At 57.3% G+C, this 25592-nt stretch carries 17 protein-coding genes; 10 read left to right on the top strand and 7 right to left on the bottom strand.

Annotated features, from left to right (window positions below):
• Positions 1 to 2 precede the first annotated feature (2 nt).
• The gene (locus OOT55_RS02685; RefSeq protein WP_265367623.1) at positions 3 to 767 is read right to left on the bottom strand and encodes a DUF481 domain-containing protein; all 765 of its coding nucleotides are present in this window, start codon (positions 765 to 767) and stop codon (positions 3 to 5) included.
• 128 nt (positions 768 to 895) lie between these two features.
• Between OOT55_RS02685 and dusA the strand changes: the two genes are divergently transcribed.
• The 3 genes from dusA to OOT55_RS02670 all read left to right on the top strand — a co-directional run bounded on the left by dusA (position 896) and on the right by OOT55_RS02670 (position 3490).
• Positions 896 to 1912 (top strand): tRNA dihydrouridine(20/20a) synthase DusA, encoded by a 1017-nt coding sequence (dusA, locus tag OOT55_RS02680; protein ID WP_265367622.1) that lies wholly within the window; start codon positions 896 to 898, stop codon positions 1910 to 1912.
• Between the two features lie 170 nt (positions 1913 to 2082).
• Positions 2083 to 3039: a transaldolase gene (gene tal / locus OOT55_RS02675; RefSeq protein ID WP_265367621.1), complete on the top strand. Its 957-nt coding sequence runs from the start codon at positions 2083 to 2085 to the stop codon at positions 3037 to 3039.
• Complete coding sequence (locus OOT55_RS02670; protein ID WP_265367620.1) at positions 3032 to 3490, top strand: TerB family tellurite resistance protein; 459 nt, start codon at positions 3032 to 3034, stop codon at positions 3488 to 3490. The genes tal and OOT55_RS02670 overlap by 8 nt, the downstream gene beginning before the upstream one ends.
• 199 nt (positions 3491 to 3689) lie before the next feature.
• On the opposite strand, the gene OOT55_RS02665 is transcribed toward OOT55_RS02670, so the two are convergent.
• Positions 3690 to 5177 (bottom strand): MFS transporter, encoded by a 1488-nt coding sequence (locus tag OOT55_RS02665; RefSeq protein WP_265367619.1) that lies wholly within the window; start codon positions 5175 to 5177, stop codon positions 3690 to 3692.
• 375 nt (positions 5178 to 5552) lie between these two features.
• Between OOT55_RS02665 and gcvP the strand changes: the two genes are divergently transcribed.
• The 4 genes from gcvP (at position 5553) to OOT55_RS02645 (ending at position 11146) form a co-directional block, all read left to right on the top strand.
• Entirely contained in the window at positions 5553 to 8462 is a 2910-nt protein-coding gene (gcvP, locus tag OOT55_RS02660; RefSeq protein ID WP_265367618.1) for an aminomethyl-transferring glycine dehydrogenase, read from the top strand.
• Positions 8463 to 8524: 62 nt separating this feature from the next.
• The gene (locus OOT55_RS02655) at positions 8525 to 8935 is read left to right on the top strand and encodes a nucleotidyltransferase substrate binding protein (protein WP_265367617.1); all 411 of its coding nucleotides are present in this window, start codon (positions 8525 to 8527) and stop codon (positions 8933 to 8935) included.
• Positions 8932 to 9243: a nucleotidyltransferase family protein gene (locus OOT55_RS02650; RefSeq protein WP_265367616.1), complete on the top strand. Its 312-nt coding sequence runs from the start codon at positions 8932 to 8934 to the stop codon at positions 9241 to 9243. The genes OOT55_RS02655 and OOT55_RS02650 overlap by 4 nt, the downstream gene beginning before the upstream one ends.
• Positions 9244 to 9616: 373 nt before the next feature.
• Positions 9617 to 11146 carry a hypothetical protein gene (locus OOT55_RS02645; RefSeq protein ID WP_265367615.1) on the top strand — a complete coding sequence of 510 codons (1530 nt, stop codon included), beginning with the start codon at positions 9617 to 9619 and terminating at the stop codon, positions 11144 to 11146.
• A 173-nt stretch (positions 11147 to 11319) separates the two neighbouring features.
• Here OOT55_RS02645 and OOT55_RS02640 read toward each other — a convergent pair whose 3' ends face one another.
• Both OOT55_RS02640 and OOT55_RS02635 read right to left on the bottom strand, forming a co-directional pair.
• Entirely contained in the window at positions 11320 to 13485 is a 2166-nt protein-coding gene (locus OOT55_RS02640; protein ID WP_265367614.1) for a glycoside hydrolase family 20 zincin-like fold domain-containing protein, read from the bottom strand.
• A 94-nt stretch (positions 13486 to 13579) separates the two neighbouring features.
• A complete protein-coding gene (locus OOT55_RS02635; RefSeq protein WP_265367613.1) occupies positions 13580 to 14809 on the bottom strand; it encodes a DUF418 domain-containing protein in 1230 nt (409 codons plus the stop codon).
• 309 nt (positions 14810 to 15118) lie between these two features.
• On the opposite strand from OOT55_RS02635, the gene OOT55_RS02630 reads away from it, so the two are divergent.
• Genes OOT55_RS02630 through OOT55_RS02620 form a run of 3 tightly spaced genes read left to right on the top strand, consistent with a single transcriptional unit; the run spans position 15119 to position 18919 of the window.
• Positions 15119 to 16648, top strand: a complete 1530-nt coding sequence (locus tag OOT55_RS02630; RefSeq protein ID WP_265367612.1) for a rhamnogalacturonan acetylesterase — start codon at positions 15119 to 15121, stop codon at positions 16646 to 16648.
• 45 nt (positions 16649 to 16693) lie between these two features.
• The gene (locus OOT55_RS02625) at positions 16694 to 17533 is read left to right on the top strand and encodes a sugar phosphate isomerase/epimerase family protein (RefSeq protein ID WP_265367611.1); all 840 of its coding nucleotides are present in this window, start codon (positions 16694 to 16696) and stop codon (positions 17531 to 17533) included.
• Positions 17534 to 17551: 18 nt separating this feature from the next.
• Positions 17552 to 18919, top strand: a complete 1368-nt coding sequence (locus OOT55_RS02620) for a glycoside hydrolase family 88/105 protein (protein ID WP_265367610.1) — start codon at positions 17552 to 17554, stop codon at positions 18917 to 18919.
• 17 nt (positions 18920 to 18936) lie between these two features.
• Here OOT55_RS02620 and OOT55_RS02615 read toward each other — a convergent pair whose 3' ends face one another.
• From OOT55_RS02615 to OOT55_RS02605, 3 genes are all read right to left on the bottom strand, one after another.
• Positions 18937 to 20310: a rhamnogalacturonan acetylesterase gene (locus tag OOT55_RS02615; protein WP_265367609.1), complete on the bottom strand. Its 1374-nt coding sequence runs from the start codon at positions 20308 to 20310 to the stop codon at positions 18937 to 18939.
• 1 nt (position 20311) lies between these two features.
• Positions 20312 to 23017: a Tat pathway signal sequence domain protein gene (locus OOT55_RS02610; protein WP_265367608.1), complete on the bottom strand. Its 2706-nt coding sequence runs from the start codon at positions 23015 to 23017 to the stop codon at positions 20312 to 20314.
• A gap of 62 nt (positions 23018 to 23079) precedes the next feature.
• Positions 23080 to 25572, bottom strand: a complete 2493-nt coding sequence (locus OOT55_RS02605) for a glycoside hydrolase family 31 protein (RefSeq protein WP_265367607.1) — start codon at positions 25570 to 25572, stop codon at positions 23080 to 23082.
• Positions 25573 to 25592 lie beyond the last annotated feature (20 nt).

Raw genomic sequence — 25592 nt, 5'->3', positions numbered from 1 at the left:
CGTCAGAACTTGTACACAAGAGTGACGTAGGTGGTGGTGTCCGTCTTTTCCTTACCCTCGGTCACTTCCGAATCCGACTGAACCGTAAAACCGACTTTCATCTGCATGGAGCCGTTGATGCGGGCGCTCAGTGAGGTGTCAGAGGTGGTGCGGGTGTTGTCCTGACCGGATTCAACCGCCAGGGTCTGGCGGAAGTCGGCACTCTCGGTCACCTGCCAATCGTACTGTGCTGCGGCACGGACGATAGCGCCCTCTTCGTCGACCGTGGTGCCATCTTCCTGTTCCTGCTCCGCCCAGAAATAACCCGGACCGATTTCCACATCCAGTTGCATGGTTTCAGTCTCGAACAGGCGGTCACCATAACCGATGGCGAGCGTGCTGTATTTGGTGTAGGCACCGAACTTGTCGTCGGTGTGAGAACCAAAGATAAACAGGTTCGCGTTGTCCTTATCCAGCTTGTAGGCACTTTTCACCGACCCGGAAATTTTCTCGGCGGTTTTTTCGGTTTCCTTGGTGCCGTCCGCCAGAGTGATTTCATCTTCCTTGAACAGCGCGCTGATCACGTACTGGTTTTTCCACATTTCCAGATCCTGGGTGGCATCCATCTTGCCTTGGAAGGTGGTGGTCTCGGTATTACCGGAAGTGACAATCATGCCCAGTTCGGCCGTCGCTTTCCACACCTTCGCTGCTTGTTCCTCCTGGGCCAGGGTCGGTGCCGCATTCAATGCCGCCAGACCGGCCGCCAGTGCTGTGAGTCGAACCTTCATAAAACCTCATCCTTTACCGTTCAGAAAAACGCCTAGTTTACACAACTCATTGGCGGTTTTCCCGTCGGGACAATTTTTCGTCGCCGTCAAAAGAGTGATATAATTCACTTTTTACCCCATAGGAACTCATGAGTCAGAGCCACCGGCCTCACGCCACACCAGATCCGGTCAACCGACGCTTCTGCGCCGCCCCGATGATGGATTGGTCTGACCGGCATTGCCGGACCTTCTGGCGGCTACTCAGCCGTGAAACCCTCCTGTACACGGAAATGGTGACTACCGGCGCCCTGATTCATGGCGACCGGGCCCAACACCTGGATTACAACGTCGTGGAACACCCCCTCGCCCTGCAGTTGGGCGGCAGCAATCCGGCGGAGCTGGCCGAGTGTGCCCGCATGGCTGAAGACTGGGGGTATGACGAAGTCAATCTCAACTGCGGCTGCCCCAGCGATCGGGTACAGAACAACAAAATCGGCGCCTGCCTGATGACCGAGCCGGACCTGGTGGCCGAGTGCATCGATGCCATGCAACAGGCCGTGACCATTCCGGTGACGGTCAAACACCGCATTGGTGTGGACGATATGGATGCCTACGAGGGGCTGTCACACTTTGTCGGCACCGTGGCGGCAACGGGCTGCCGCACCTTTATCGTGCACGCCCGCAAGGCGTGGCTGAAGGGCCTCAGTCCCAAAGAGAACCGCACCGTTCCGCCGCTGGATTACGACCGGGTCCGTCAGCTCAAACGGGAGTACCCGGACCTTGAAATCATCATCAATGGCGGCATCAACACGCTGGAGCAGGCCAAAACGCTGCTGGACGACCTGGACGGCGTCATGATCGGCCGGGAAATCTATACCAACCCCTACCTGTTGGCGGAGGTGGATCAGCAGCTGTTTGGCGCCTCCCGACCCGTACCGACCCGGGCCGATATACTGGATGCATTCCGCGACTATATGGGAACCGAACTCGCCCGGGGCGTGTCCCTGAAGTATATGACCCGACATATTCTGGGCCTCTACCAGGGCCAGCCCGGCGGGCGTCAGTTCCGTCGGGTGATCAGCGAACAGGCATTCCGGCCCGGTGCGGGTCTGGAAGTGCTCGACGCGGCCAGAGCCCGCGTCGAGCCTGATACAATGGCGGTATGAAAGCGCCAAGCTGGAGAGCAAAAGCCAAAACTACAAGCGGGAAGCAATTTGTAATACAATAAGGATACAGATCGAACGCTAACCGGCCACCGACGGGCCCGGCACCCATGATTGCCGGCCGCTGGCCGTCAACCATTCACTCAACACGTTAAATATAGGACGGGATAACAGTGACTACGAAACTCGAACAGCTGAAGAAAATGACCGATGTGGTCGCGGATACCGGTGAGATTTCCGCCATCAAAAAATATCAGCCGCAAGATGCGACCACCAACCCCTCGTTGCTGCTCAAAGCCGCTCAGATTCCCGAGTATGCCGAGCTGGTGGACGCGTCCATTGCCGCCGGCAAAAAAGAGGGTGGCACTGAAGCTGAGCAGATAAGCTATGCCTGCGACCACCTGGCGGTCGCCGTCGGTTGTGAAGTACTGAAACTGATCCCGGGCAAGATTTCCACCGAAGTGGACGCTCGCCTGTCGTTTAATACCAAAGCCAGCATTGAGAAGGCGCACCACCTGATTGACCTGTACGAGAAGAGCGGTGTGGACAGGTCCCGCGTTCTGATCAAGCTGGCCTCCACCTGGGAAGGCATTCGCGCGGCAGAAGTGCTGCAGAAAGAAGGGATCAACTGTAACCTGACCCTGCTGTTCAACTTCGCCCAGGCGGCCGCTTGCGCCGAAGCCGGTGTCTACCTGATCTCTCCCTTCGTGGGCCGTATTCTGGACTGGTACAAGAAAGACACCGGCAAGAGCGAATACGCCCCGGAAGAAGATCCCGGCGTTCTGTCCGTGCGTCACATCTACAACTACTTCAAGCAGCACGGCTACAAGACGGTTGTGATGGGTGCCAGCTTCCGCAACATCGGTGAAATCGAAGCGCTGGCCGGCTGCGACCGCCTGACCATCAGCCCGCAGTTGCTGGAAGAGTTGAGCAATGACACCGGCACTCTGGAGCGCAAGCTGTCTCCCGAGAACACCGGTGAGGCGATTGCCAAGCCCAACAATGATGAATCCAGTTTCCGCTTTGCGCTGAATGAAGATCCCATGGCAACCGAAAAGCTGGCCGAAGGCATTCGCAACTTCGCCGCCGACCAGGTCAAACTGGAAGATCTGTTGAAGTCACGTGCTTAATAAAATTTCGCAGTTTATTGAGAAGCACCTTCAGCCGGAAGACAATGCGCCCGCGTTGTCTTCCGAGCAGAAGCAATTGGCGGTCGCCGCCCTTCTGATTGAAGTCGGCACCGCTGATCGCCTGCTCGATGACACCGAGCTGGCCACCCTCCGCAACATCCTGCACCGCAAGTACGAGCTCGATCCCGCGCAGTTGGACGAACTGAGTGAGTTGGCCAAGTCCGAACAGGATGACGCCACCTCGCTGCATCAGTTCACCTACCAGATCAACCAGACCTGTAGCGACGACGAGAAGTACGAGCTGATCAAGGCAATGTGGGAAGTGGCCTACGCCGACGGTGAGCTGGATAAATACGAAGAGGCACTGATCCGCAAAGTGGCGGATTTAATTTATGTGTCGCATTCGATGTTTATTCATGCGCGGAATTCGGTGAGGGATGGGCAGGCATAAAGTTCGGTAACGGCGGATGCGCGCTTCGCGCTCCGATGCGTCGGACCGATCCGCCCTACGCGACCTTTAGTGCTACCCGTAGGGGCCGAGCGCAGCGGTGTAAGCCCGCATCCGCCGCAACCCAACTCGAAATCACATCCCCAACAAAAAAGGCGAGCCATCCGGCTCGCCTTTTTTGTTGGCCGATCAAACCAACCCCTTACAGGGTCGGCTCATCCGGCTCCGGCATCGGCTGGGTGCGACGTGAACCCAACTCCTGCTCAATTTCCGTCTCAAGCGATTTGTTGATCCGGTAGAAGAACAACAGACCGCAGGCGATCAGGAACGGAATCGCCGAGTAGATGCTCATGGTCAGCTTGATACCCAGAATCGATTCGGCCGTCTGATCCGCCACCCCGGCCTCATAGCCATAGGCCGCCAGGAAAGTCACCACCAGGGTACCACCGAGGGTCAGACCGCCTTTCAGGCCCAGAATCATGGCGGAGAAAATAATACCGGTTGCCCGACGATGGTTACGCCACTCGGAGTAGTCCGCGACGTCTGCGGTCATGGCCCACAGCAGCGGAATGGTCACGCCGTAGAAAAAGCCGTGCAGAATCTGCAGTACGAACATGGTCCCGATCGACTCCCGGGGTACCACCGCAAACCCGATCAACGGTAAGGCGGACAGAAACAGGAAGCCCCCGAAAATGTTGCGCTTGCCGAAGCGGTCCGCCAGGGGCCGGGCAAAACCGATACCGACGATCATCAGAATGATGCCGGCGCCGTTGAACAGGGCGAAGGCCGAGGCGTCGGGATCTTCAGGCCAGGCGAAGTTGGGCCAGACGCTCTGGATACTGGCGATCAGACCCGTGAAACCAATGTCGCTCAGGAAGGCTGTAATCGCGGCCTGGCTCGCGTAGTACTTGAAGTAGTACACGTAGGTACCGCCTTTCAACGCCAGGTTGGTGAACACCAGAACCGTGACGCACAGCAGAATCACCCAGGGAATATTACGCAGCAGCAGGTCGCCCAGGTCCTGGCGGATGGTGCTGGTCTCGCCCGGCTTTTCAATGACGCGCTCACGGGTGGTGAAGAAAGTGATGAAGAAGAAAATCACCCCGACCACGGCGAAGATCATCATGATTTTCTCAAAACCGACCGCCTCATCACCATCACCCAGGATCAACACGATCGGACGCAACAGCACCTGCACGGTGAACTGGGCCACCATCACCGCCACAAAGCGGTAGGCGGACAGACTGTTACGCTGGGACATATTGCCGGTCAGCACACCGCTGAGCGATGAATACGGCAGGTTGTTGGCGGTGTAGAGGGTAACCAACGCGAGGTAGGTGGCAAAGGCGTAAACCACCTTCATTTCATAACTGACATTCGGCGTGGTGAAGGTCAGTAGCACCATCACACCGAAGGGAATGGACGTCCACAGAATCCAGGGGCGGTAACGGCCCCAGCGGGTACGGGTACGATCCGCAATCGCGCCCATGATGGGCGCAAACAGCACCCCGCCGATGATGCCACAGGTAGCAATTACCCACTGAGCCGTGCTGGCCTCGAGTTTGTACACATCCGTATAGTAGTAGGCAATAAAGGTGACCATGGTCTGGAATACCAGGTTCGCCGCCAGATCGCCCAGGCTGTAGCCTACCTTCTCTTTGACTGAGAGTATTTGTGACTGATTATTCATAGCGCTCAGAGTCTTATTGTTGAGTCGTTAACGTTCAAGGGTGGCTCTGCGCCCCCTCACACTACCAGCGTCAGTCGGAAGTGTACCCGACTCCCGGAGCCAGCGTATATAGTTAAGATTACTATAAGCTGGGCAGTATAAACTGATTATTGCGCCGCCGACAATCCAGAGGCCGGGCGCTGACGTATCTTTACTTGCCGTCGGGTGCCCGGAGGCCGCGGTCAACGCGGTCCACTCAGAGGATTCGGCAGAGGATTCAGCAATTGCCGCCAGAGCCGGCAATTGCTACCATTAGCGCCCTTTGGAGGCCCGGATTTACACCGCCCTCCGCACGCCCGACGATCACGTTCGCACAACCCCGACACGAGTCATCCTATGTCCGCTGATTTCCGCTCCGCGCCCCTGGCGCAACTGGCCTACGCCGATGAATTCATCCACCGTCATATCGGCCCGGATGCCGCCGAGACCCGCGCCATGTTGGACGCACTGGGCGCCGGGACGCTGGATGAACTGCTCGACAAGACGGTGCCCGAGGCCATTCGCCAGCGCGAGCCCCTGGCGCTGGGCGAGCCCATGACCGAGCACGAGGCCCTGGCGGAGCTGAAAGCCATTGCCGGCAAGAACCGCCTGTACAAAAGCTATATCGGGATGGGCTACTACAATACCTATCTGCCCCCGGTGATTCAGCGCAACATTCTGGAAAACCCGGGCTGGTACACCGCCTACACCCCCTATCAGCCGGAAATCTCCCAGGGCCGACTTGAGGCGCTGCTGAACTTCCAGCAGATGGTGATGGACCTGACCGGCATGGAACTGGCCAACGCCTCCATGCTCGATGAAGGCACGGCCGCCGCCGAAGCCATGGCGATGTGCAAGCGCCAGAACAAGAAGAACAAGTCCGACGTGTTCTTTGTGGACGAGGACACCCACCCACAGACCATTGCCGTGTTGCGCACCCGCGCCGAGCATTTTGGCTTTGAGGTGGTGATCGCGCCCGCCGAGCAACTGGCCGACACCGAGTGTTTCGGTGCCCTGCTCTCCTACCCCGGCTCCACCGGCCGGGTCCACGATCTGACCGACCTGATCACCCGGGCTCACGAGAAAAACACCCTGATCACCGTCGCCAGCGACCTGATGGCGCTGATGCTGCTCAAATCCCCCGGCGAGATGGGCGCCGACGTGGTGGTGGGCACTAACCAACGGTTTGGCATTCCCATGGGCTTTGGTGGCCCCCACGCCGGCTTCTTTGCCTTCCGCGACGCCTACAAGCGCTCGGCCCCGGGCCGGCTGATCGGCGTCTCCGTAGACAGCCGGGGCAAGACCGCCCTGCGCATGGCCATGCAGACCCGCGAGCAACACATCCGCCGGGAAAAGGCCAACTCGAACATCTGCACCTCCCAGGTGCTGCTGGCGGTGCTCAGCAGCAGCTACGCCGTCTACCACGGCCCGGAAGGCCTGCGGCGCATCGCCGAGCGCATTCACCGTCTGGCGCGGCTGACCGGCGAAGGGCTGAAGGACAAAGGCTTCAAGCTGCGCCACGATCACTACTTCGACACCATTGTGGTGGAGCTCGACAGCGAGAAAAAGCAGAACGGCCTGTACAACGCCGCCCTGCTCAGCGAAATCAATCTGCGCAAGGTGGGCACCACCGGTCTGGGCATCAGCCTGGATGAAACCACCACGCAGGATGACGTGCACCTGCTGCTGAACGTCTTCTGCGCCGGTGACCACGCCCTGAACCTGCCCAAACTGGACCATGAACTGGCCAGCCACAATCGCGCGCCGGCCATTCCCGAGGTGCTGGAGCGTCTGGACGCGGTGCTGACCCACCCGGTGTTCAATCGCTATCACAGCGAAACCGAGATGCTGCGCTACCTGCGCCGCCTCGAAGGCCGGGACATTGCCCTGAACCAATCCATGATTCCGCTTGGCTCCTGCACCATGAAGCTCAACGCCACCGCGGAGATGATTCCTGTCACCTGGCCGGAATTCGGGCAACTGCATCCCTTTGCGCCCATGAATCAGGCCCAGGGCTATAAGCGACTGTTTGAAGACCTGCAGCAGATGCTCGAGGCCTGTACCGGCTACGATGCCATCAGCCTGCAACCCAACGCCGGCTCCCAGGGCGAGTACGCCGGTCTCGTGGCGATCAAGAAATACTTTGAGAGCAAGGGTGAAACCGAGCGCTCCATCTGCCTGATTCCCGCCTCGGCCCACGGCACCAACCCGGCCTCTGCCCAGATGGTGGGCATGCAGGTCAAAGTGGTCAGCTGCGACAAAGACGGCAACGTCGATATGGCGGACCTCAAGGCCAAGGTGGACGAGTTCGGCACCCGCATCGCCGCCATCATGATCACCTACCCCTCCACCCACGGGGTGTTTGAGGAGAGCGTGACCGAATTGTGCGAGCTGATCCACAGCATCGGCGCCCAGGTGTATATCGACGGTGCCAACATGAACGCTCTGGTGGGCCTGGCCGCGTTCGGTCAGTTCGGCGGCGACGTATCGCACCTGAACCTGCACAAAACCTTCTGCATTCCCCACGGCGGCGGTGGCCCAGGCATGGGCCCCATCGGCGTGGCCCAACATCTGGCGCCCTTCCTGCCCGGTCACCCGGTCCAGGGCGTGCCCGACACCGACCCGGCCAACGGCACCATCAGCGCCGCCCCCTGGGGCTCCGCCAGCATCCTGCCGATCAGCTGGATGTACATCAAAATGATGGGCAAAAACGGCATGCGCCAGGCCAGCGAATACGCCATCCTGAACGCCAACTACATCGCCAGACAGCTGAGTGGCCACTACCCCATTCTGTACAAGGGCAAAAACGGCACCATCGCCCACGAATGCCTGCTGGACCTGCGCCCGCTGAAAGAAGCCAGTGGCGTTACCGAGGAAGACATCGCCAAGCGCCTGATGGACTTCGGTTTCCACGCCCCCACCATGTCCTTCCCGGTGGCCGGCACCTTGATGATCGAGCCGACCGAATCCGAGTCCAAAGAAGAGCTGGACCGCTTTATCGAAGCCATGATCACCATCCGCAAGGAAATCGCCCAGATCGAAAGCGGCGAATACACCGTGGAACAGAGCCCGCTGCGCAATGCACCGCACACGCAGGACGACGTGATGGATGAGAACTGGGATCGCCCCTACAGCCGAGACACAGCTTCACGCCCAGCAAGCTGGCTGAGAGAGCACAAGGTGTGGCCGACGGTGAACCGCATTGATAATGTGTTCGGGGACCGGAATCTTGTTTGTTCTTGCCCGAGTATTGAGGATTATCGGTGAATGCGCGTAAACTGTTATGCTTTATCGATAATCCAAAGTGATATTCTGACGGCAAAGTAACAATGGAAGCAAAGCTGGATCTTACCACCCTAGCGAACGCTGTCTCACGACTGGAGGAGGGTCTTGCCCGCTACCAACAAGATACCTCCGACACCCAGATTAGAGACGGGCTGATTCAACGCTTTGAGTTCACCTACGAAATCAGTCACAAAATGCTCAAGCGGTATCTGGAAATGACGTCCGCCACTCCTGAGCAGTTTGACGCAATGCCGTTTCAGGATCTGATCCGGACAGGTAATGAGGCCGGTTTGTTACGAAGTGACTGGCCAACGTGGCGTCGCTATCGAGAGCTTAGAGCCAAAACCAGCCACACCTACAGCGAAGATGTCGCGCTCATCGTAGTCGCGGAGATACCCGACTTTCTCCTGGAAGCTCGCCATCTGCTGAACGAATTGCAAAAGCGAAACGTATGAGTCAGGTTCCCAGCGGTCTCCGCGTCACCCCGAGCGAATGGCACCTGATCGAAGATATTCTAAGTCGGCACCTGGCCAGTACGCGGGTACTCGCCTTCGGTTCCCGTGCGACCGGAAAGCCAAAACCCTACTCCGACCTCGACTTGGCCATTGTCAGCGAAAAGCCCGTTCCGATCGATACGCTGGCCAGGCTATCAGAAGCGTTCTCCGAGTCCGACCTTCCATGGAAAGTAGATGTCCTGGACTATTCAATGACGGATGAGTCGTTTCAGCGCATCATTCAACGAGACGGTATTCCGTTGCGCTAATAACCCTGCACCTCCGGAACATCAGGTTTTAAATACACTTTTACTTCTCAAGCAAATTGTTCAAGTGAACCCCTCAACCTTCGGAGAACTTTCTCGCGTAGAGCACCAATACGAACCGCTGAGCACCATAACTCGTCACCTTTCAAAGATCCAATTTAAGAAAGAGCCAGAACAACCTGCTCAAAGCAAATTTCTATCCAGCCTGCCCCCAGCTACCCATACAATTAGGGGAGTGAAAAGTCATATTCACCGGAAAACACACAGAGCGTCGATAATTTTTACACCCATCAAGAAGAATGCCTATAACCAATTGATTTTTATAGCCCTGGAACAGTTTTTGCCGCTCAGAGAGATGATGGTTCGGGGGCCTTAAATGAAACAGTTAATAAAGCTATTCCAAGCTGGATTCATAGCACTGGTATTGTCTGCCTGTGGCAGTGAGGGTGGGACATCTTCACCTACTCCCGAGTCAACCTTTGAGGATCAGTCTGAGACGGAGACCGATACACCGACAGATGATCCAGAGCCGAATAATCCATCTGAAGAACCTCCTCCCGAGCAAGAGGTGCTCGTCTATCATATTGGGGGAACATCCGTTGGGATTGATAACCTCGACGAACCCGTCATTCTTCAGATTAATGACAGCGAAAATGTCGAAATATTCTCTGATGGGTCCTTTATGTTCCCTACGGGGCTACCTGAGGGCACCGAGTACAAGGTATCAATAACTGCGGCTCCTCTGTCGCCTGGAGGACTACCGCGTTGCTCACTTATGGGATCTCAAGGACTTACGCAGAACGGTTCAGGCAATGTCCTTAACTTGCGCTGCATTTCTAATTTTTTTGCAGAAGGCGAATTCTCAGAAGACGGATTAACTCTATCCTGGACTAGTATCGAAGCGCCCCACTATGCCGCCTACGCAATGCCGGTAGGTATATCCGACACATCGAATTATGCTGCTTACCCGGACGCAGAAATGGTCCCAAATGTCAGCATCGCCCTGAAGACACTGGAGAATTTCAACCTGGGAGAGAAAGATTTTATCATTGAAGCGGATTTTGGAGATGGTCATAGGTTTAGGACTGACCCCATTACGGAGTTGAACGCTACGCCTTTGGGAGGAATCATCTATTCAGATCAGTTACTAAACGAGAACCAATCCCCCTACAAGGCCTACGAAGATGTTCAGGTAGCTCATAACACCACCGTAAATATCCAACCAGGAGTTAACTTAGAAGGCGACAACAGAAATTTTTCCGTATTTGGTATATTCAAGGTAGAAGGCGCCCCAAACAACAATGTGCGTATCAACAATCTCCATATAGTCCCGGGAAATAATTCGACTTCAGATCCTCCCTTCAAGATCGATTTAACATTTTTGTCACTGCGTGGTGGCAGCTTGTATTACCCAACCGGTAATGCGATTTACGGGACATTGATACTAACCGACTCGGTCATAGAGGGCATCCCTTACGTTCACCTCTGGTATCCAGTAGATGATGTAACTATAGCTCGCAACATATTCATAGATACTGGAGGATTATCAATAGGCCTTTCTACCGGAGTGAACGCAACAGTCGAGAATAATGTGTTTATTCGTAATCAAGGATCTTCAACCTCTTCCGGCTACGCAGTACAAAGCTGGGCCACATATGACTCCTCTGTTCTTACAGTATCGAAAAACAGCTTTCTAAGCACGGACCGAATAGCAGTGGAGTTGCGTCCCGGACACAGCAACGCTTCCATGGATGCGCGGGAAAACTACTGGGGAACAACAGATGAAGGTATCATCGAGTCGATGATCTATGACATCAATGACGACCTGTCAGCTACCGACCAAATCCCATACACTCCCTATCTTTCCGAACCTCACCCGGATACCCCAGCCACAGAATCAGAGTAATTGAGCCGTCATGTTCACTGGATATCCGGGATTATCAGACCATTACGACAGATCAAGGAAGCGTGGCGCCCAAAAAAGCCGGATTGATCGGACAGTTCTTTTCCAACGGAATGGACCTACGACGGTGCCCGGTGAGAACATTCGGTCTGTGATGGATAATGGCGGCTATAACCTCATCTGGCCGAACCTTCTGGCTCGGCACTGCGGGCAATTTCAACGTCTTGCGCCACCTCATCCCGAACCAGGGCCCAATGAAAGAGATTATCGTCATTGGCCTCGAAGAAGTTGTGGTTGTAGTGGGTCAGCGGCATGTCGCGGTAAATCGGCCGGGTGATCGCCACCACCTGGTCCCAGTGCGCGAGGGCCTGCTGTAAATGCCGGATAGCCACCTGCTGCTGTTCGTCATCACCGTACAGACGGTAACGGTGTAGCGCCACGGCGCCTTTCAGCTTCTCCGCAAGATGCAGACCGAGATGGGCCCAGGTTTTGACGTCGGCCACTTCGTACATGAGCGAGGCATTGCCCTCGGTATCAATACCTTCTACCAGCCGAAGCGCCTCGCGATTGTCGCGCTCAAGCTGCTCGGCCAGAATCGGCGGAGTAATGCGGTCAACGCCGAAAGAGCCGCCTTCGTGCATCGTCTCTACGAAATCCGCCACCGAGACATAATCCGGGTCCATGGTGGGATGGTCGATAAGGTGGTCAACCGAAATATAACGGGTGTAGTCGCCCTGCAGCGCCAGAAAGCCCTCGCTGTAGAGGGTGAAATCCCAGCGCGAGTCATACAGCGAGGCCAGCCGCAACTGGGTGGATGAGGCCAGAGAGTAAGCGTTCAACAGGTTATCTCCCTTGGCCCCGTACCGGCGGTTGAATGCCGCCTGAAACACCGAGTCGGGCGTTTCAGGATCGTAAAGCAGACGGCCCCAAAGCTGATAGAACAACCACTGGCGCTCGAAGGCCCAGTTCCAGTCGACCGGCTCGTCCACCGCGGTGAAGTAATCGAGCGCCGGGATGTAGGTTTCCGAGCCGACAAAATAACCGCCCACATAGTCCGCCGCGCCATTCAGAGCGATATGTTGACGAATGAAATCGGGCACGCCCCAGCGCAGGGCAAAGAAGTCTTCGTTGCGTGCCTGCCAGGTGACCTTGTAGTTTTTGGGCGTCGGTTTGAAATAAGTGTCGCCCAGCTTGCCGCCGTGGACCTTCACCAGCTCCGGTGTGGAATGGGCATGGGACCAATTGAACTTCATTTCCACCCAGATCGGGCCATCGAAGCGATCCTCCAGCTTCTCCATCGCATCGCGGGTCACCACTTCCACACTCTTGCTGACGCCCGGCTCCGAACCGGTTCCCGAGGAAAAAGGGACGCGGTGAATGAGTTTCACGGGGCGATCAGCGTCCAGCATCCCCGCGATCAACACATCATCCATCCACTTCTGGCGCTCAAGAGGCGTCATGCCAGCCATGCCTTCACCGTGGGAAATACCAAACCCATCCAGGTTGGGATACTCCTCCAGCACCTGGGTCACGCTTTCGCGCAGATAACGCCGCACGATCTCAGAGGTATCGCCTTCCACATAGTAGTGTGGATAAAAGTTCTGCTCCGCGACGGAGTGGGCCTCGGCAAATTCCCGGCTGACAAAAATGCTCCAGTGGACCAGGTAGGTGTCCAACCCACGCTCCTTTGCCATCCGGAAGATCTCGCGGTAGAGACGCTGCCACTGGGCGAATTCTTTATCGGACCAGGGGCTCGCTTCGGGGAAATTTTTCGGCTGGATCATGAACGTGAAAGGGTGCAGATTCCACAGGCTGATGGCGTTGAAGCGGTTCGCCACCATCATATCCAGAAACGCCTCCCAATATTCGAGATCCCGGGCCGTGTCGTAGTGCTGGTCCAGCGCTGAGCTGGGCCGGTAGGTTTCCCAGGGCAGATTGTATTTGATCCCGCGAAACGCCAGATTCGGGCTCTGTTCGGTGGCTTCCACCGACGTCAGCGGCGTGCCGTTGCGCAACGTCTCGGCCAGGGCGAGCGCGCCATAGATCAGCCCCCGGTGATCGCCCCCATAGACGCTCGTGACCCTGTCCTCGGGCACAATAGCAAAGGCTTCAGAACCCAGCCTCTCTTCATGCACCGACAGACTGACCAGATGATCGTAACCGCTCCGATCCGAGCCGAGCTCATAGCCCTGCTCTTCCAGGGCCTCACCCAGTTTCCGGGCGGCATAGGCCTCCTGTGGCACCGTCTCGTCGTAGACGAGCGTCACCTCCTGAGCACAGGCTGCGGTAGCGTTCAAAAGAAAGAGGAGCACAAACGAAGGGAACAAGCGTTTTATTGTCATAAGTTTCAACCCTGCAGAACAAGGCTCTACGTTACCCAGCCCACAGCATATAGTCAATAGAACCACTTGGATGGCGCTCAGGGTTTGCATCCATTCAACGAAGCTCGCGACGCAAAGGCTGCCAACGCCAGTAGGTAAAGCAACGCCATAACCATTCGACGGGACCGTAGCGAAAGTGCTTTAACCACCAGTGACTGCTGACTACTTGCAGCGCAAAAAACACCACAACCAGCGCTGGGTGCCAGATTCTGGGCACTTGTCCCCAGAGTCCCAACCCATAGCCATAGAAGACTGTGGTCCAAACCAAGGATTGCAACAGGTACTGACTGAGCGCCATGCGACCCACTGGTGCCAACCAGCGGAGTGTTGAGGCATTCAGTACCACCACCGCCAGATAACCGAGTGGTAAAACCACACCGGCCACCGACGCTAACCATGCCCCCACGAGAGAGAACTGATCCAGTAGAGCAATATCGCCACGATACATAAGAGCGGCGGCCAAAGCCGACAAAACCAGCCCTGAAGGAAAACCCACGATCGCCCAGGACCGCAAAAACCGGCGATGCCTGTGGAGATCAATCACTCGGCGTGATACAGCCAGCCAACGGCCCAGCAGAAAATAAGCTATCACCGTGGGGAACACGAGGATTTCGTCAGAAGACACGTAGCTCAGGTAGCCGTTGATGCGTTCGCGTGTCACCTCGATGTAACTGCCGTCACTGTATACCGCGCGAGCCCGCTCAACATCCGCTAGCAACTCGGCTTTCTCTTGCACAAGATCTTCACGCATATCGTTCATTGAGGAGGGGTCAATGAACGATGACAGCGCCAATACACCGATTAGCAAAAACGGTATTCCTATTGGCACCAGGGCCCATTTCCACAATCGCTGCACCGGTGTCCGCCGAAACAGCACAAGCATCACCGCCGCACATACGGCATAAACCAATAAAATATCACCAGACCAGACAAAAGCCACATGCAGCAGCCCGATGAAAGCCAACATCAATAAGCGACGGCAATACGTTGTCCAGAAGCGGGTATCCCTGACGTCTGCACGTTCAGCCATCAATGTAAAGCTGACACCAAACAACAGGGCAAATAAAGGGTAAAATTTGCCTTCCGCCAACCAACTGATCAACCAGTCAACGGTGAGGTTGGTGTCGGTGAGAGACGGGTCATACCCCAGATATATTGCTTGGAGAGGTCGAGTAAACCATTGAAAGTTGACCAATAAGATACCGAATAAAGCAAAGCCACGTAAAATGTCCAAGTGAACCAAGCGTTCGGATTCTTCAGTGGGGCCCATAGGGTGTGGCTGCATCTTATCCTCCTTGTTAATTATTCGAGTCAAACTCTGTCCGACCCAATATAGCGTATCTTCCGATCTATCACCAAGCCGGGTGGAGCGCCATGAGGAGTCTCTCGATCCGGCGTCCGGCGGAGGGGACATCCAGGTTTGAGGGCCTGTCCAACAGGGAAACAGTGGTTTCTGGACAACTCGCCACTCAGCTCAATAATTACCAGCATATTGCATATTGAGTCAATTTACGTCTATAGTGATCACTTTGTTGCCATAAGGCGTTCTGCGACGTCCTCCGGAACGCCAACCTCCAATAAAGAGACACTGTCCATGCCTAACAAGGGAATCCTCCGAATCGTCGCGCAGCTCGCGATACTCCTGCTTTCACTGCCCTGCTTCGCCGAGGAGCTGCACCCCCAGACCCTCTTTATTGCCGGGGACTCCACGGCGGCGTCCTACCAGAACAAGGACCACCAGGGCTGGGGCGCCACCCTGCAGAGCTTTCTGGATGAGGACAAAGTGGTCGTGGATAACCGGGCGCGGGGCGGTCGGAGCAGCCGGACGTTTATTACCGAAGGGTTGTGGCAGTCTCTGATCGAGGACGTCAAGCCCGGCGATCTGGTGTTGATCCAGTTCGGGCATAACGATGCCGGGGCGATCAATGATGACAGCCGGGCGCGGGGCTCCCTGCCCGGACTGAGCGACGAACGGACCGAGATTACCAATCAGGTGACCGGCAAGAACGAAACGGTGTATACCTTTGGGCACTACATTCGCCAGATGGTGGCGGACGTGAAAGCCAAGGACGCCACGCCGATCCTTTTGTCGATGACGGTCCGTAACCGGTGGGAAAATGACCGTGTTGAGCGTCGCCACGGCCAGTACGGTTACTGGATGCGCCAGCTCGCCTGGGCGCTGGACACACCGTTTATCGATGTGACCAACCCGGTGGCCGACAAGCTGGACCGCCTGGGCGCCGAGCGGGTGGCGGAACTCTACCCGAAGGACCACACCCATTTTAACGAGGCGGGCGCCGAGCTTCACGTCGAGACCATCGTATCGGCGCTGAAGGGGCTGCGTCCCACCCTGGCGGCGGAGCTGTATTCCGCTAAAGGCCGCAAAGTGATGGCCTACGACTGGACGTTTCTGCGCCTGCCGGTAATCGCCCACCCCGGGAAGACCAGCATTTTTATGGTCGGCGACTCCACCGTGCGCAACGGTTGGGGCGATGGCGCCGGTGGTCAGTGGGGTTGGGGTGATTTCATTGACGATTATCTGAGCGCCGAGGACTACAACTTTGTCAATCGCGCCATCGGCGGTTTCAGCAGCCGGACTTTTGTAACCGGCGGCCACTGGGAGCGAACCCTGAACATGGCGCGCCCCGGTGATTATGTGGTGATCCAGTTTGGTCACAATGACTCCGCTCCACTCAATGATAAAGAGCGGGCACGGGGCACCATCAAGGGGGTCGGTGCCGCCGAGCAGGACATCGACAACCTTCTGACCGGCCAGCCTGAAACGGTTCACACCTACGGCTGGTACCTGCGCAAAATGATTGGCGAGGCCTATGCCCGAGGTGTGACTCCCATCCTCGCCACCCCGGTGCCCCGGAAAATCTGGGACGACAGCGGTGAGCGGATTGCCCGCCCGGACGACAGTTACCCTCAGTGGGCCCGACAGGTCGCCGCGGAAAGCGGCGTCGCGCTGATCGATCTGCACGAATGGGTCGCCGAACGTTATGACGAGCTGGGGCCGGAAAAAGTCGAAGCCTTTTTTGCCGACAAACACACCCACACGTCCCGCGAAGGGGCCCAACTGAATGCCAAAGTGGTCGCCCAGGGGCTTGAAGGCATTCTGTAGCGACATCTCCAAACACCGAACAGATCAACCACAGGAAGACGTTTTATGCTGAATTTGGGCCTGAGAGCACACGACTATGGTCAGGGTACACCCGCGGAGATTGCGGCAAAGCTCGGTCAATACGATGTCTCCTGCGTGCAGCTCGCACCCGCCAAGTCGTTTCCCGTCCTGACGGAACAGCCCGGACAACTGACCCCCGGGTTCGCCAACCACGTGCGCGATGTCTTTGCCGCACAGGGGATCAACATCGCCGTACTGGGTTGCTATATCAACCCGACTCACCCGGACCCCGACGCCAAAGAACAGGCGCTGCAGCGCTTCGAAGAACACCTGCGCTTTGCCCGGGATTTCGGCTGCGCTATTGTCGGCACCGAGACCGGCTCCAAGAACGGCGATTGTAGCTATCACCCCGACAGCCGGAAAGAAAGCTCGTTTCTGGAGTTGGTCGATTCCGTCCGACGCCTGGCCGATACCGCCGAGAAATACGGCACCATTGTGGGTATTGAAGGCGTGGCACACCATCATACGGTACACAGCTACGAGAAAATGGTAAGAATGCTGGAGCTGGTGGACTCACCCAATGTTCAGGTCATTTACGACCCGGTGAACTTTTTCCCGCTGGACCAGTGCCACCAACAGCAGTCGTTGATGGACGAAGCCTTCAGACTGTTCGGAGACCGAATCGTCGCGATACACAGCAAGGACTTCGTGATCAAGGATGGAATGAAGGAAGGAGACCTGCCTTCCGGCACCGGCGAAATGGATCACCGCTATCTGATGTCATTGATTCAGAAAATCAAACCCGGCATCCATACCATTCTCGAGAGCACCAATCCTGAGAACGTCCAGGGTATTCTGGAGCGTTTGCGTCAGTCGGCCAAGTAGCCCACGGAGGCTTCTACCATGCATCAACCCATTAGAAAAATAACCACTGAAATTATCTCCAACCGATTCTTCAGGGGTTTCGCACTCAGCGTCCTGTGCCTGTCAGGCTCTCAGGCCACCGCTCAAACCGGTGACACGGCGGGCCCGCTTCACCTGCTTCCCGCCGAGTATCCAACCCCTTATGGAGCCCCGGAAGTGGAGAGCATCAAGGCGGTTCTGGATCGGGTCCATGCCTTTCTGGATGAGAACTCGGCCTCGATCATTGTGGATGCCGATACGGGAAAGGTAATTACGGATCCCGAAGCCATTAAAGGAAACATTGCCCTCGGCGAGGGCGCCTTCCACATCACCGGCTATGAGTGGGGCGTCACCTACGCCGGCATGCTGCTGGCTTCCGAGGCGACGGGAGAACCCTATTATGCAGATTACACCAACACCCGCCTGAAACTGATTGCCGATATTGCCGCGAACCATGGCGCGGACGACCCGAGGCGCTCTCCGATTCGCAGTGTGCTGAATCCCGATTCGCTCGATGACTCCGGTTCCCTGGCCGCCGCTATGATCAAGGCAAAAATGAACGGCCTGGATGCTCCGGTAGAGCCGCTGATCAGCAACTTTCTCGAGTACATCAGTGAGGAGCAATTTCGCCTTGACGATGGCACCCTGGCCCGCAACCGCCCCCAGGACAACACGCTCTGGCTGGATGACCTCTTTATGAGCGTTCCTGCGCTGGCTCAAATGGGGCACTACTCCGGAGAACGCCGATACTTTGATGATGCGGTAAAGCAGATAGAGCAGTTTTCAGAGAGGATGTTCAACGAAGACCAGGGACTCTATATGCACGGCTGGGTGCAGGGCATGGAAGATCACCCGGAGTTCTACTGGGGGAGAGCCAACGGCTGGGCCGTGATGGCCATGGTAGAGTTGCTGGAGGTCCTACCTGAGGATCACCCCGGCTACGCCGGTGTACTGGATCAACTGAGAGCGCATATCAGAGGGCTTGTTCAATATCAGGACGGAACCGGCTTATGGCATCAGTTGCTCGACCGAAATGATACTTACCTGGAAACGTCCGCCACGGCGATCTTCGCTTACTCCATGGCGCGAGCCATCAACCGGGGCTACATCGACAAAAAAGCCTACTCTCCGGCAGTACTCCTTGCCTGGAACGCGGTTGCAACACAGGTCAATGATGCCGGTCAGGTCGAGGGGACTTGCGTTGGCACCGGCATGGGCTTTGACCCGGCCTTTTACTATTACAGACCGGTTCATCTATACGCCGCGCACGGCTACGGACCCGTTCTGCTGGCCGGTGCCGAAGTCATCCTGACGCTCAAGGACAACGAATTCGAAATTAACGATAGCTCTTTGCAACTCAAGGAGTAACGCTTCCGCCGGAGCGCTCAGTTACCCTCCGGCTTCTCGAGCTGAAACACCGGACTTGCCGGGATGCTGACCGCACTCGGGGAGTCCGGCTCGGCAGGATCAAACGGGAGCACATCGTCACGCAAGTGATTGGCCAGTCCCGGCACCTTTTTCCGAATCTCTTCTACGACAGCGCGAGCCAGCTGGTAAGCGCCGTAGGGATTGTGGTGTGTATCGTCTTTCAGCGCCCGCTTCTGATTGGGAAAAGTATTGGCCGGATAATGTACAAAAGCCTTTTTGGAACCTGATTCTCCCAAAGCAGCGTAAAGCGCCAGGCTCATCTCGTGAAGATCGATAACCGGTACGCCCTGCTCTTCTCCGACCTGACGCACCGCTGTGGCGAAGTCGGTGAGGGTTTCACTGGGCTTTCCTTCACTCCAGCGGCGACGCTCCATGGGTGTAACCAACACGGGAATACCGCCCTTGCCCCGTACCGCCTGAATGTACTCGCGTAAATCTTCGGCGTATGTGGTGAAAGGGCCGGCGCCCTCGCTCTGGTCTTTCTGGTCATTGTGGCCGAACTGAATCAACAGGTAATCCCCGCGTTTCATGGTACTCAGGACTTTCTCCAGCCGGTTCTCCGATTCGAAGCTGAACAGAGCCCGCCCCGACTCGGCGTGGTTGGCAATGGCCACACCCGGCGTAAAGAAAGCGGGCAACATCTGCCCCCAGCCGGCCCAGGGCTCATTGCGTTGATCCGTGACGGTCGAGTCCCCGGCCACGAAGACGGTAGTGGCCTCCGGTGCCGGTTGAATCGTCATTGCCGACACCGCCGCCGGACTGCCCAGAAATTCGATGGTCAGATGCTCATCCCAGTGCGCGATCATTGGTGGGCCTTGTTCGCGCGAGTTCAAGAAAAGACGGCGGTCCTCTTCCAATGCCGGACCCCTTCGATTGACGGTGAAGGTCGCCCTCGCCTGCTCTCCGGCTTTGGTCGGGACGGGACGCAATATCAAGCGGCGTGCCTCGGCTTTTACGGTCGTCTCCGCGGCGGAATCGGGTGAACCTAACAGGAGCGTTACCTCATAATTTCCTTCGGGTACGTCGATCGCAAAAGTAAATGCCTCGTCGGACACACAGGCATCGCCTCGCAGCGCCTCTGTCCCAGGCGCTGCCACGGTACACTCAGGCGTATTGGCACTGGCGAAGCCGTAGCCCCGTTCGGGAGCGTAGCGCGTTTCCGGCCCAATACCGACGTAACCCTCAGCCACAGCGCCGAGACCAAAGTCGAATTTGGGGAGCGGCCGAATCTCGGCCGCCTGCACCATCAAAGGAAACATCAGAGACAACAGTAACGGTCGCAGCCCTTTGGTCGTCCCGTTTGAGCGCGCGGTCATAGCTCGATCATCCATATTAATCCCGCTCCGGAACCTGCTCCGGCGCCTCGTCTCCAATCAATGCCATCACCTGAATCGCGGCAAGCCCGAACTGGGACACCGCATTGGTGGAGACGCCGCGTGCTTCGGTCACCGGGGATAGCACCTCGGGTGGCATGACCGTCCTGGTCGGATAGGGTAATCCGAACACCGGGATACCGGCCCGGCCGCTGAAGAATTCCGCCCAGGCGCGATCGGCCAGCGCCTCATCATTGAGCTTCCAGGCCGAGTAGGCGGTCATCCGCGAATGCGCCTGACCCAGATTCAGATTCCGCTCATAGGGCTGGCCGATGATCTCGGCCTTCTCGTCCCGGGGGGCATTATAAAAGCGCCCATATTGAATAAACGCCTGTTCATACTCCGGCACGTCGAGCAGTTGAATCAGCTCTGCGTTGATTTCGACACCGCCGAACACCATGGACAAATGGGAAACGGACACGCCCTCCCCGATCCGGTGAAACTGACCGGATTCGGGATCAAACGCCGCACTGCCGACCAGCAATCCGTGGTCAAAGTTGCCGACGCTGCGCATCGCGGTGACCAATTTGTCCCGATAGGTCGGCTCGCCGGTGCGCTCCCACTCGGTCAGCCAGGCGGCGGCCACCGAACTCCAGTCGGTCCCCAGGCCCATCATCATGGAATAGGGTTTTCCCGAAAAGTCGGGCGTCGGACGATTGAGTTTGCGCAGCGGAGGCACGTCCAGCAGACGCCGTTCAGCCCCGAGCAGAGAGCGCATAAGATCACCGGTACGTTCATCCGCCGTCAGGAAGTAATAGAAGCGGCGGTTGGCGGGCGTGCTGATGCGCAGTTGTTTGGCGCTGTCGCCCCAGTGCTTGACGTTGTGGCGGGAGCCGAGCCCCTCAAACCGTCCCAGATGGTAAACGTCGACCTCACCGGTGTGGCGGGTCATCGCCTCGGCCATCTGGAAGACGTCGGCACGGCCGGTGCGCAAAAAGGAATACCATAGCCAGATGTCGGGCGAGAGCTCGGAGTTGGCCCAGGCAAAACCGCCCACGTCGTAACGCCAGGTATGCCGGTCGTGATCATAGGTATGCATCACATCGCCGTAGTCCCAGAAGCCGTACCAGTTGTGCTCTTCCACCTGGGTCAGATAGTGGTCCAGATAAAAATCCACCTGATCTTCAATCGCGGCTTTGGCGGGGGTGGAGCGATCCGGCAGATCCCAGAGGGCGGCGCCGAACACGCCGGCCGCTTCATAGTCCTGGGGACGGGCCACCATCTGCGGGGGCTCGGCCAGGGTTCGTGCCATCTCAACGATGGTATGGCGATCCGGTGTGGCCGGTAAAGCCCAAAGGCGCAACTCGCTGGTGCGGGCCACGCCGGTGGCATGGTCAAAGCCCGGTTCGTAATCCTCGTAGGTCACGTTCAAAGCATCGAGCTGCTTCTCGTGCGTATCCAGCCCCATACCATCGTGATAGAAGCGCATATCCATGGCTCGACCGTCGGGGGCCCACAACCACAGGGTGACTTCGGCCTCGTCCGAACGCGCGTTGCGAATATCGAGCTGAGACGAATGACTTTGCCAGAAATCCCGGATACCAAACGCCACGCCGCCCTTCGGGCTACCGATATAACCCAGCCCTCTGGATCGCGTGCCTTCCGCGGAGTCCAGCCAGGACAGGCCCGGCTGGGTACGCTTGCGGATTTCAAACGAATCGGCGGTCAGTTGGGACAGGGTGTAATCACCGAAGGCGGGAATCATCTCGAGACGATCCGACACACTGCTCGCCCATTCACTCAAGGGCGGCGTAGCACGCCCTTCAATCTGCGCCTCACGAACCGCCTTGCCCGGGTCGCGACGCAGGCCGGTGATACCTCGAACGGCTTCACCGAAAAGGCCATCGCCTTCACCGGAAAAGCGCACGTGCCGATCATGCAGCGGGCCGTCCAGCGGCGCATCAAAACGGACGCCCACCCCACGTATAAAACCGGTCTCCTGATCACCATCGTAAATCATGGTGTGCACCATGCGCACCGAATCATCGCCAGCGTAGAAATAAAGACGCACCACAAAGGGAATCCACGCACGTCCGTCTTCGCCAACGTGCTGACCTTCGAGCTTGACCACCGCGCGCACGGGTCCCTCCTGCTCGAGGGTCACCCGGTCGAGCTGTCCAGTGAAGGACTTCACCGTCAATGGTTGCCCCACGTCGGGTTCGGGCTGATTCTGCGACAGAATGACAAGACGACCATCGTTCAGCGTCTGCCGGTTTCCGCGGGTAATGGACTGAATCGGGCGATCACCGGATTTGGCAATCACGGCCTGAATTACACCGGTGTCGACACGGATGGAGCGGTTGTTCTCTACGATCCGCAACGATTGTTCGGACCTGGCCGCTTCACCGGGCCTCAACGTCAGCGCGCCGACATTCAACTCAAGCGGTGCAATCGCATGCCCGGTCCATTTCAGGGAACCATCGGGCCAATAGGCCAATGGCCAACTCTGCACGGGCAACGACGTTCCGGATTCGGATTCAAGGGTGAATCCGCTGGCGGCGTCCACCTCGCCCTGCGGCCAGGGCGTCCCCCAGGTCGCGCCTACCGCGTCGCGGTCCGTACTGTCGTTCAGCCACTGCACCTGCACCTCCGGCTCGGCCTGAGCGGAGCAGGCCGATGACAACAGTGCGGCGGCCAGCAGGGGAAATAATCGGGAATGTTTCATGGTCTCAGGGATCCTGTTATTGGTGTTCTCTCACGGGTTTTGTGTGCATTCGCTAACGACAACTACTGATTGATTGCCACGGAAATGTCGCTCAGGCTGCTTCCGGCCAACCTCACGTACAGTGCGCCCGATTCATCATCGAAGTACCAACCGGCTTGAGGCTGACTTGTCTCGTACTCAACGGAGGAGCCAAAGGCACGGAGCGTACTGGACGCCTCTTCAACGGATTCCGGAGGGCCGTCACGGCGAATTTTCAGTGTGTAGGAACGTTCGGCCAAGTCATAGTCGCCACGAGGGGCCTCAATACGAATCAGGGTTCGATCCGGCTCGGCGTTGACGGTGACGTCGGTGATCGCGTAGTCACCCGACAGGTACGCCTTGGTTTTACCATCATCATCGTAAATCGGGTACGAGGACTCGCCACCGGGAAATATTTCCAGAGTAAGGGTATCCGCCGTTTCCCGGCCCAGATTCATCACTCTCTGTTGAGGAAGAATGCCACCGGCTTTGACGAAGATGGGCAACTGGTCCAGCGGGGTGACAATGTTGTGATAGCGCTTGCCCTCATAGGGCTCACCACTCCAGTAGTCATACCAGGTACCTTCGGGTAGATAGACCACCCGCGTTTGCGCGCCCTTGGTGGTCACCGGGGCAATCAGCAGATTGCGGCCAAACAGATACTGGTCATCAATGTCGTGGGTATTCTCATCCTCCTGGTGCTCCAGTACCAACGCCCGCATCATGGGCATACCGGTCCGGTGCATCTGGTAGGCTTCGCTGTAGATATAGGGAATAAACCGGTAACGCATGCGATCGTACTGCTTGAAAATCCGCTCAGCCTCTTCCCCATAACGCCAGGGCTCCTTGTAACCGGGGTGATCCATTCCGAACAGATGCGCGATGGGGCTGAAGAGCCCAAACTGGGTCCAGCGGATATAGAGCTCGGGATCCGGGTCGTGCTCGAACCCGCCCATATTGTGCGACCAGTAGCCAACCCCGGACAGGCCCATATTGAGCCCGGCGCGAATGACCGGCTTGAAGTACTGCCACTCGCTCGGCCAGTCGCCCGCCCAGAGATAGGGGTAGCGTTGAATACCGGCGTAGCCTTCCCGCGTCAGGTTGAAACCGCGCATCTGATTGTGTTCACTGAATTTCTCAAACGGCGCCTTGGCATAGGCCAATGGAAAGAGATTGTGCAAACGCTCGGCTTCCGGCCCGGTCGGTCCGGTCTTGTCACTCTCATTTGCCTTGCGTCCAAAGGCGCTGCCTTCATCGGTCTTGAAGAACATGGCCCCCTGGGAGGCCACCTTCATGGCGCCGTGCTCCCACCACCAGTCCACCGCCTTCGGGTCAAAGAAGTTGACGAACTCGCCGCTATTATTGGGCTCGGGATAGACCATACCCGCATCCCGTGCCTGATCCAGCAGCTTGTACTGTCTGCCATTGTCATAGCGTGGCCGGACGTGAACGCCCACCATGCTGTAACCCATGTCGTAGAGCTGATCGAACATGGTCTCCGGGTCATCAAAGGTTTCACGCCATTCAAAGGTGGTGGCCCCACTGCCGCCCTGCTCACCGAACATCCGCCAGGTGGAATCCAGATGAATGATATCCACCGGGATTTCCTTTTCACGGAATGTCCGCCCCAGTTTGACCACGTAGTCGGTGGAGGTGTGCTTCTCGTAGCCCCAGGTGCCGCCACTGTAGGTCCCGACGTGGAGACCATGAGCCGGTTTGGGTAGCAGCGGTGACTTGCCGGTCACAGCGGTGTATTGATTCAGCAGGGAGGGAAAATCAGCACCTGCCATGAAGTAGTAATCCAGCTCCCCGCCTTCTGCTTCAAATGAGTAAACACCCGGCGTGGAGTGCCCCATATCCCAGTGGGAGGTGTAGGGCGTGTGAAGGAAAATGCCGTAGCCCCGCGTACTCATGAAAAACGGCACCGGGCTGTAGTTGGCTTCCAGAATATTGTAGGCCCCGATGATATGGGGGCGACCCATACCACGCCCGACGGTCAGCTCCAGTTGTTTGCCCCGCTGGTTGATAAAGTCCATCCGCTGGCCAAAGCCGAACACCTGCTCATTGTCTTGCAGCTTTTTATGAACCGAAACGCCCGCCGTTTTCTGAACCATACCCCCTGCTTCAATCCGCTCGGTGGACAACAGGGTTCCGTCAGAAGCATAGAACTCCAGTCGCAATGGCGACTTATACACACGGACGAGCAACTGCTCTGATTCCAGCTCGTAGAAATCAGTTTCCTCCGCGGTATTGATTACGACGGGCGGCCAATCCTGCCTGGTGACCATCAGTCCGAGCGCCGCGTTCTCGTCAAACTCCCGATCCCAGCTGCTGCGCACACGCACCATGGAGGCGGTACAGAACTCGATCTGAACATCCGCATGCTCGGCGGAGATGAGCACCCTGTTGCCCTCCCTGACGGGCGACGATTGAACCTTACCCGGGCCCAGTGCGTCCCGAGCTGCGGAAGATTCGGGCGACTCAGTCGCCTGTACAAAGGCCGCCAGACACAGGAGTGCCAGTAAGCAGTACTTCATGGGGTTTCCTCGTCAATTAT

It is taken from the genome of Marinimicrobium sp. C6131 (assembly GCF_026153455.1).
In the GTDB taxonomy this organism is placed as follows: domain Bacteria; phylum Pseudomonadota; class Gammaproteobacteria; order Pseudomonadales; family Cellvibrionaceae; genus Marinimicrobium.
Note: the sequence above shows the minus strand (reverse complement) of the source record. Positions and strands in the feature narration are given on the sequence as shown.

Bases quoted from the DNA above. Each gene is read 5' to 3' on its own strand.
- OOT55_RS02635 (WP_265367613.1), bottom strand. From the start codon at position 14,809: ATGCAGCCACACCCTATGGGCCCCACTGAAGAATCCGAACGCTTGGTT.
- OOT55_RS02605 (WP_265367607.1), bottom strand. From the start codon at position 25,572: ATGAAGTACTGCTTACTGGCACTCCTGTGTCTGGCGGCCTTTGTACAG.
- OOT55_RS02685 (WP_265367623.1), bottom strand. From the start codon at position 767: ATGAAGGTTCGACTCACAGCACTGGCGGCCGGTCTGGCGGCATTGAAT.
- OOT55_RS02665 (WP_265367619.1), bottom strand. From the start codon at position 5,177: ATGAATAATCAGTCACAAATACTCTCAGTCAAAGAGAAGGTAGGCTAC.
- OOT55_RS02615 (WP_265367609.1), bottom strand. From the start codon at position 20,310: ATGGATGATCGAGCTATGACCGCGCGCTCAAACGGGACGACCAAAGGG.
- OOT55_RS02630 (WP_265367612.1), top strand. From the start codon at position 15,119: ATGCCTAACAAGGGAATCCTCCGAATCGTCGCGCAGCTCGCGATACTC.
- OOT55_RS02640 (WP_265367614.1), bottom strand. From the start codon at position 13,485: ATGACAATAAAACGCTTGTTCCCTTCGTTTGTGCTCCTCTTTCTTTTG.
- OOT55_RS02625 (WP_265367611.1), top strand. From the start codon at position 16,694: ATGCTGAATTTGGGCCTGAGAGCACACGACTATGGTCAGGGTACACCC.
- OOT55_RS02645 (WP_265367615.1), top strand. From the start codon at position 9,617: ATGAAACAGTTAATAAAGCTATTCCAAGCTGGATTCATAGCACTGGTA.
- OOT55_RS02620 (WP_265367610.1), top strand. From the start codon at position 17,552: ATGCATCAACCCATTAGAAAAATAACCACTGAAATTATCTCCAACCGA.
- OOT55_RS02610 (WP_265367608.1), bottom strand. From the start codon at position 23,017: ATGAAACATTCCCGATTATTTCCCCTGCTGGCCGCCGCACTGTTGTCA.
- gcvP (WP_265367618.1), top strand. From the start codon at position 5,553: ATGTCCGCTGATTTCCGCTCCGCGCCCCTGGCGCAACTGGCCTACGCC.
- OOT55_RS02650 (WP_265367616.1), top strand. From the start codon at position 8,932: ATGAGTCAGGTTCCCAGCGGTCTCCGCGTCACCCCGAGCGAATGGCAC.
- OOT55_RS02655 (WP_265367617.1), top strand. From the start codon at position 8,525: ATGGAAGCAAAGCTGGATCTTACCACCCTAGCGAACGCTGTCTCACGA.
- dusA (WP_265367622.1), top strand. From the start codon at position 896: ATGAGTCAGAGCCACCGGCCTCACGCCACACCAGATCCGGTCAACCGA.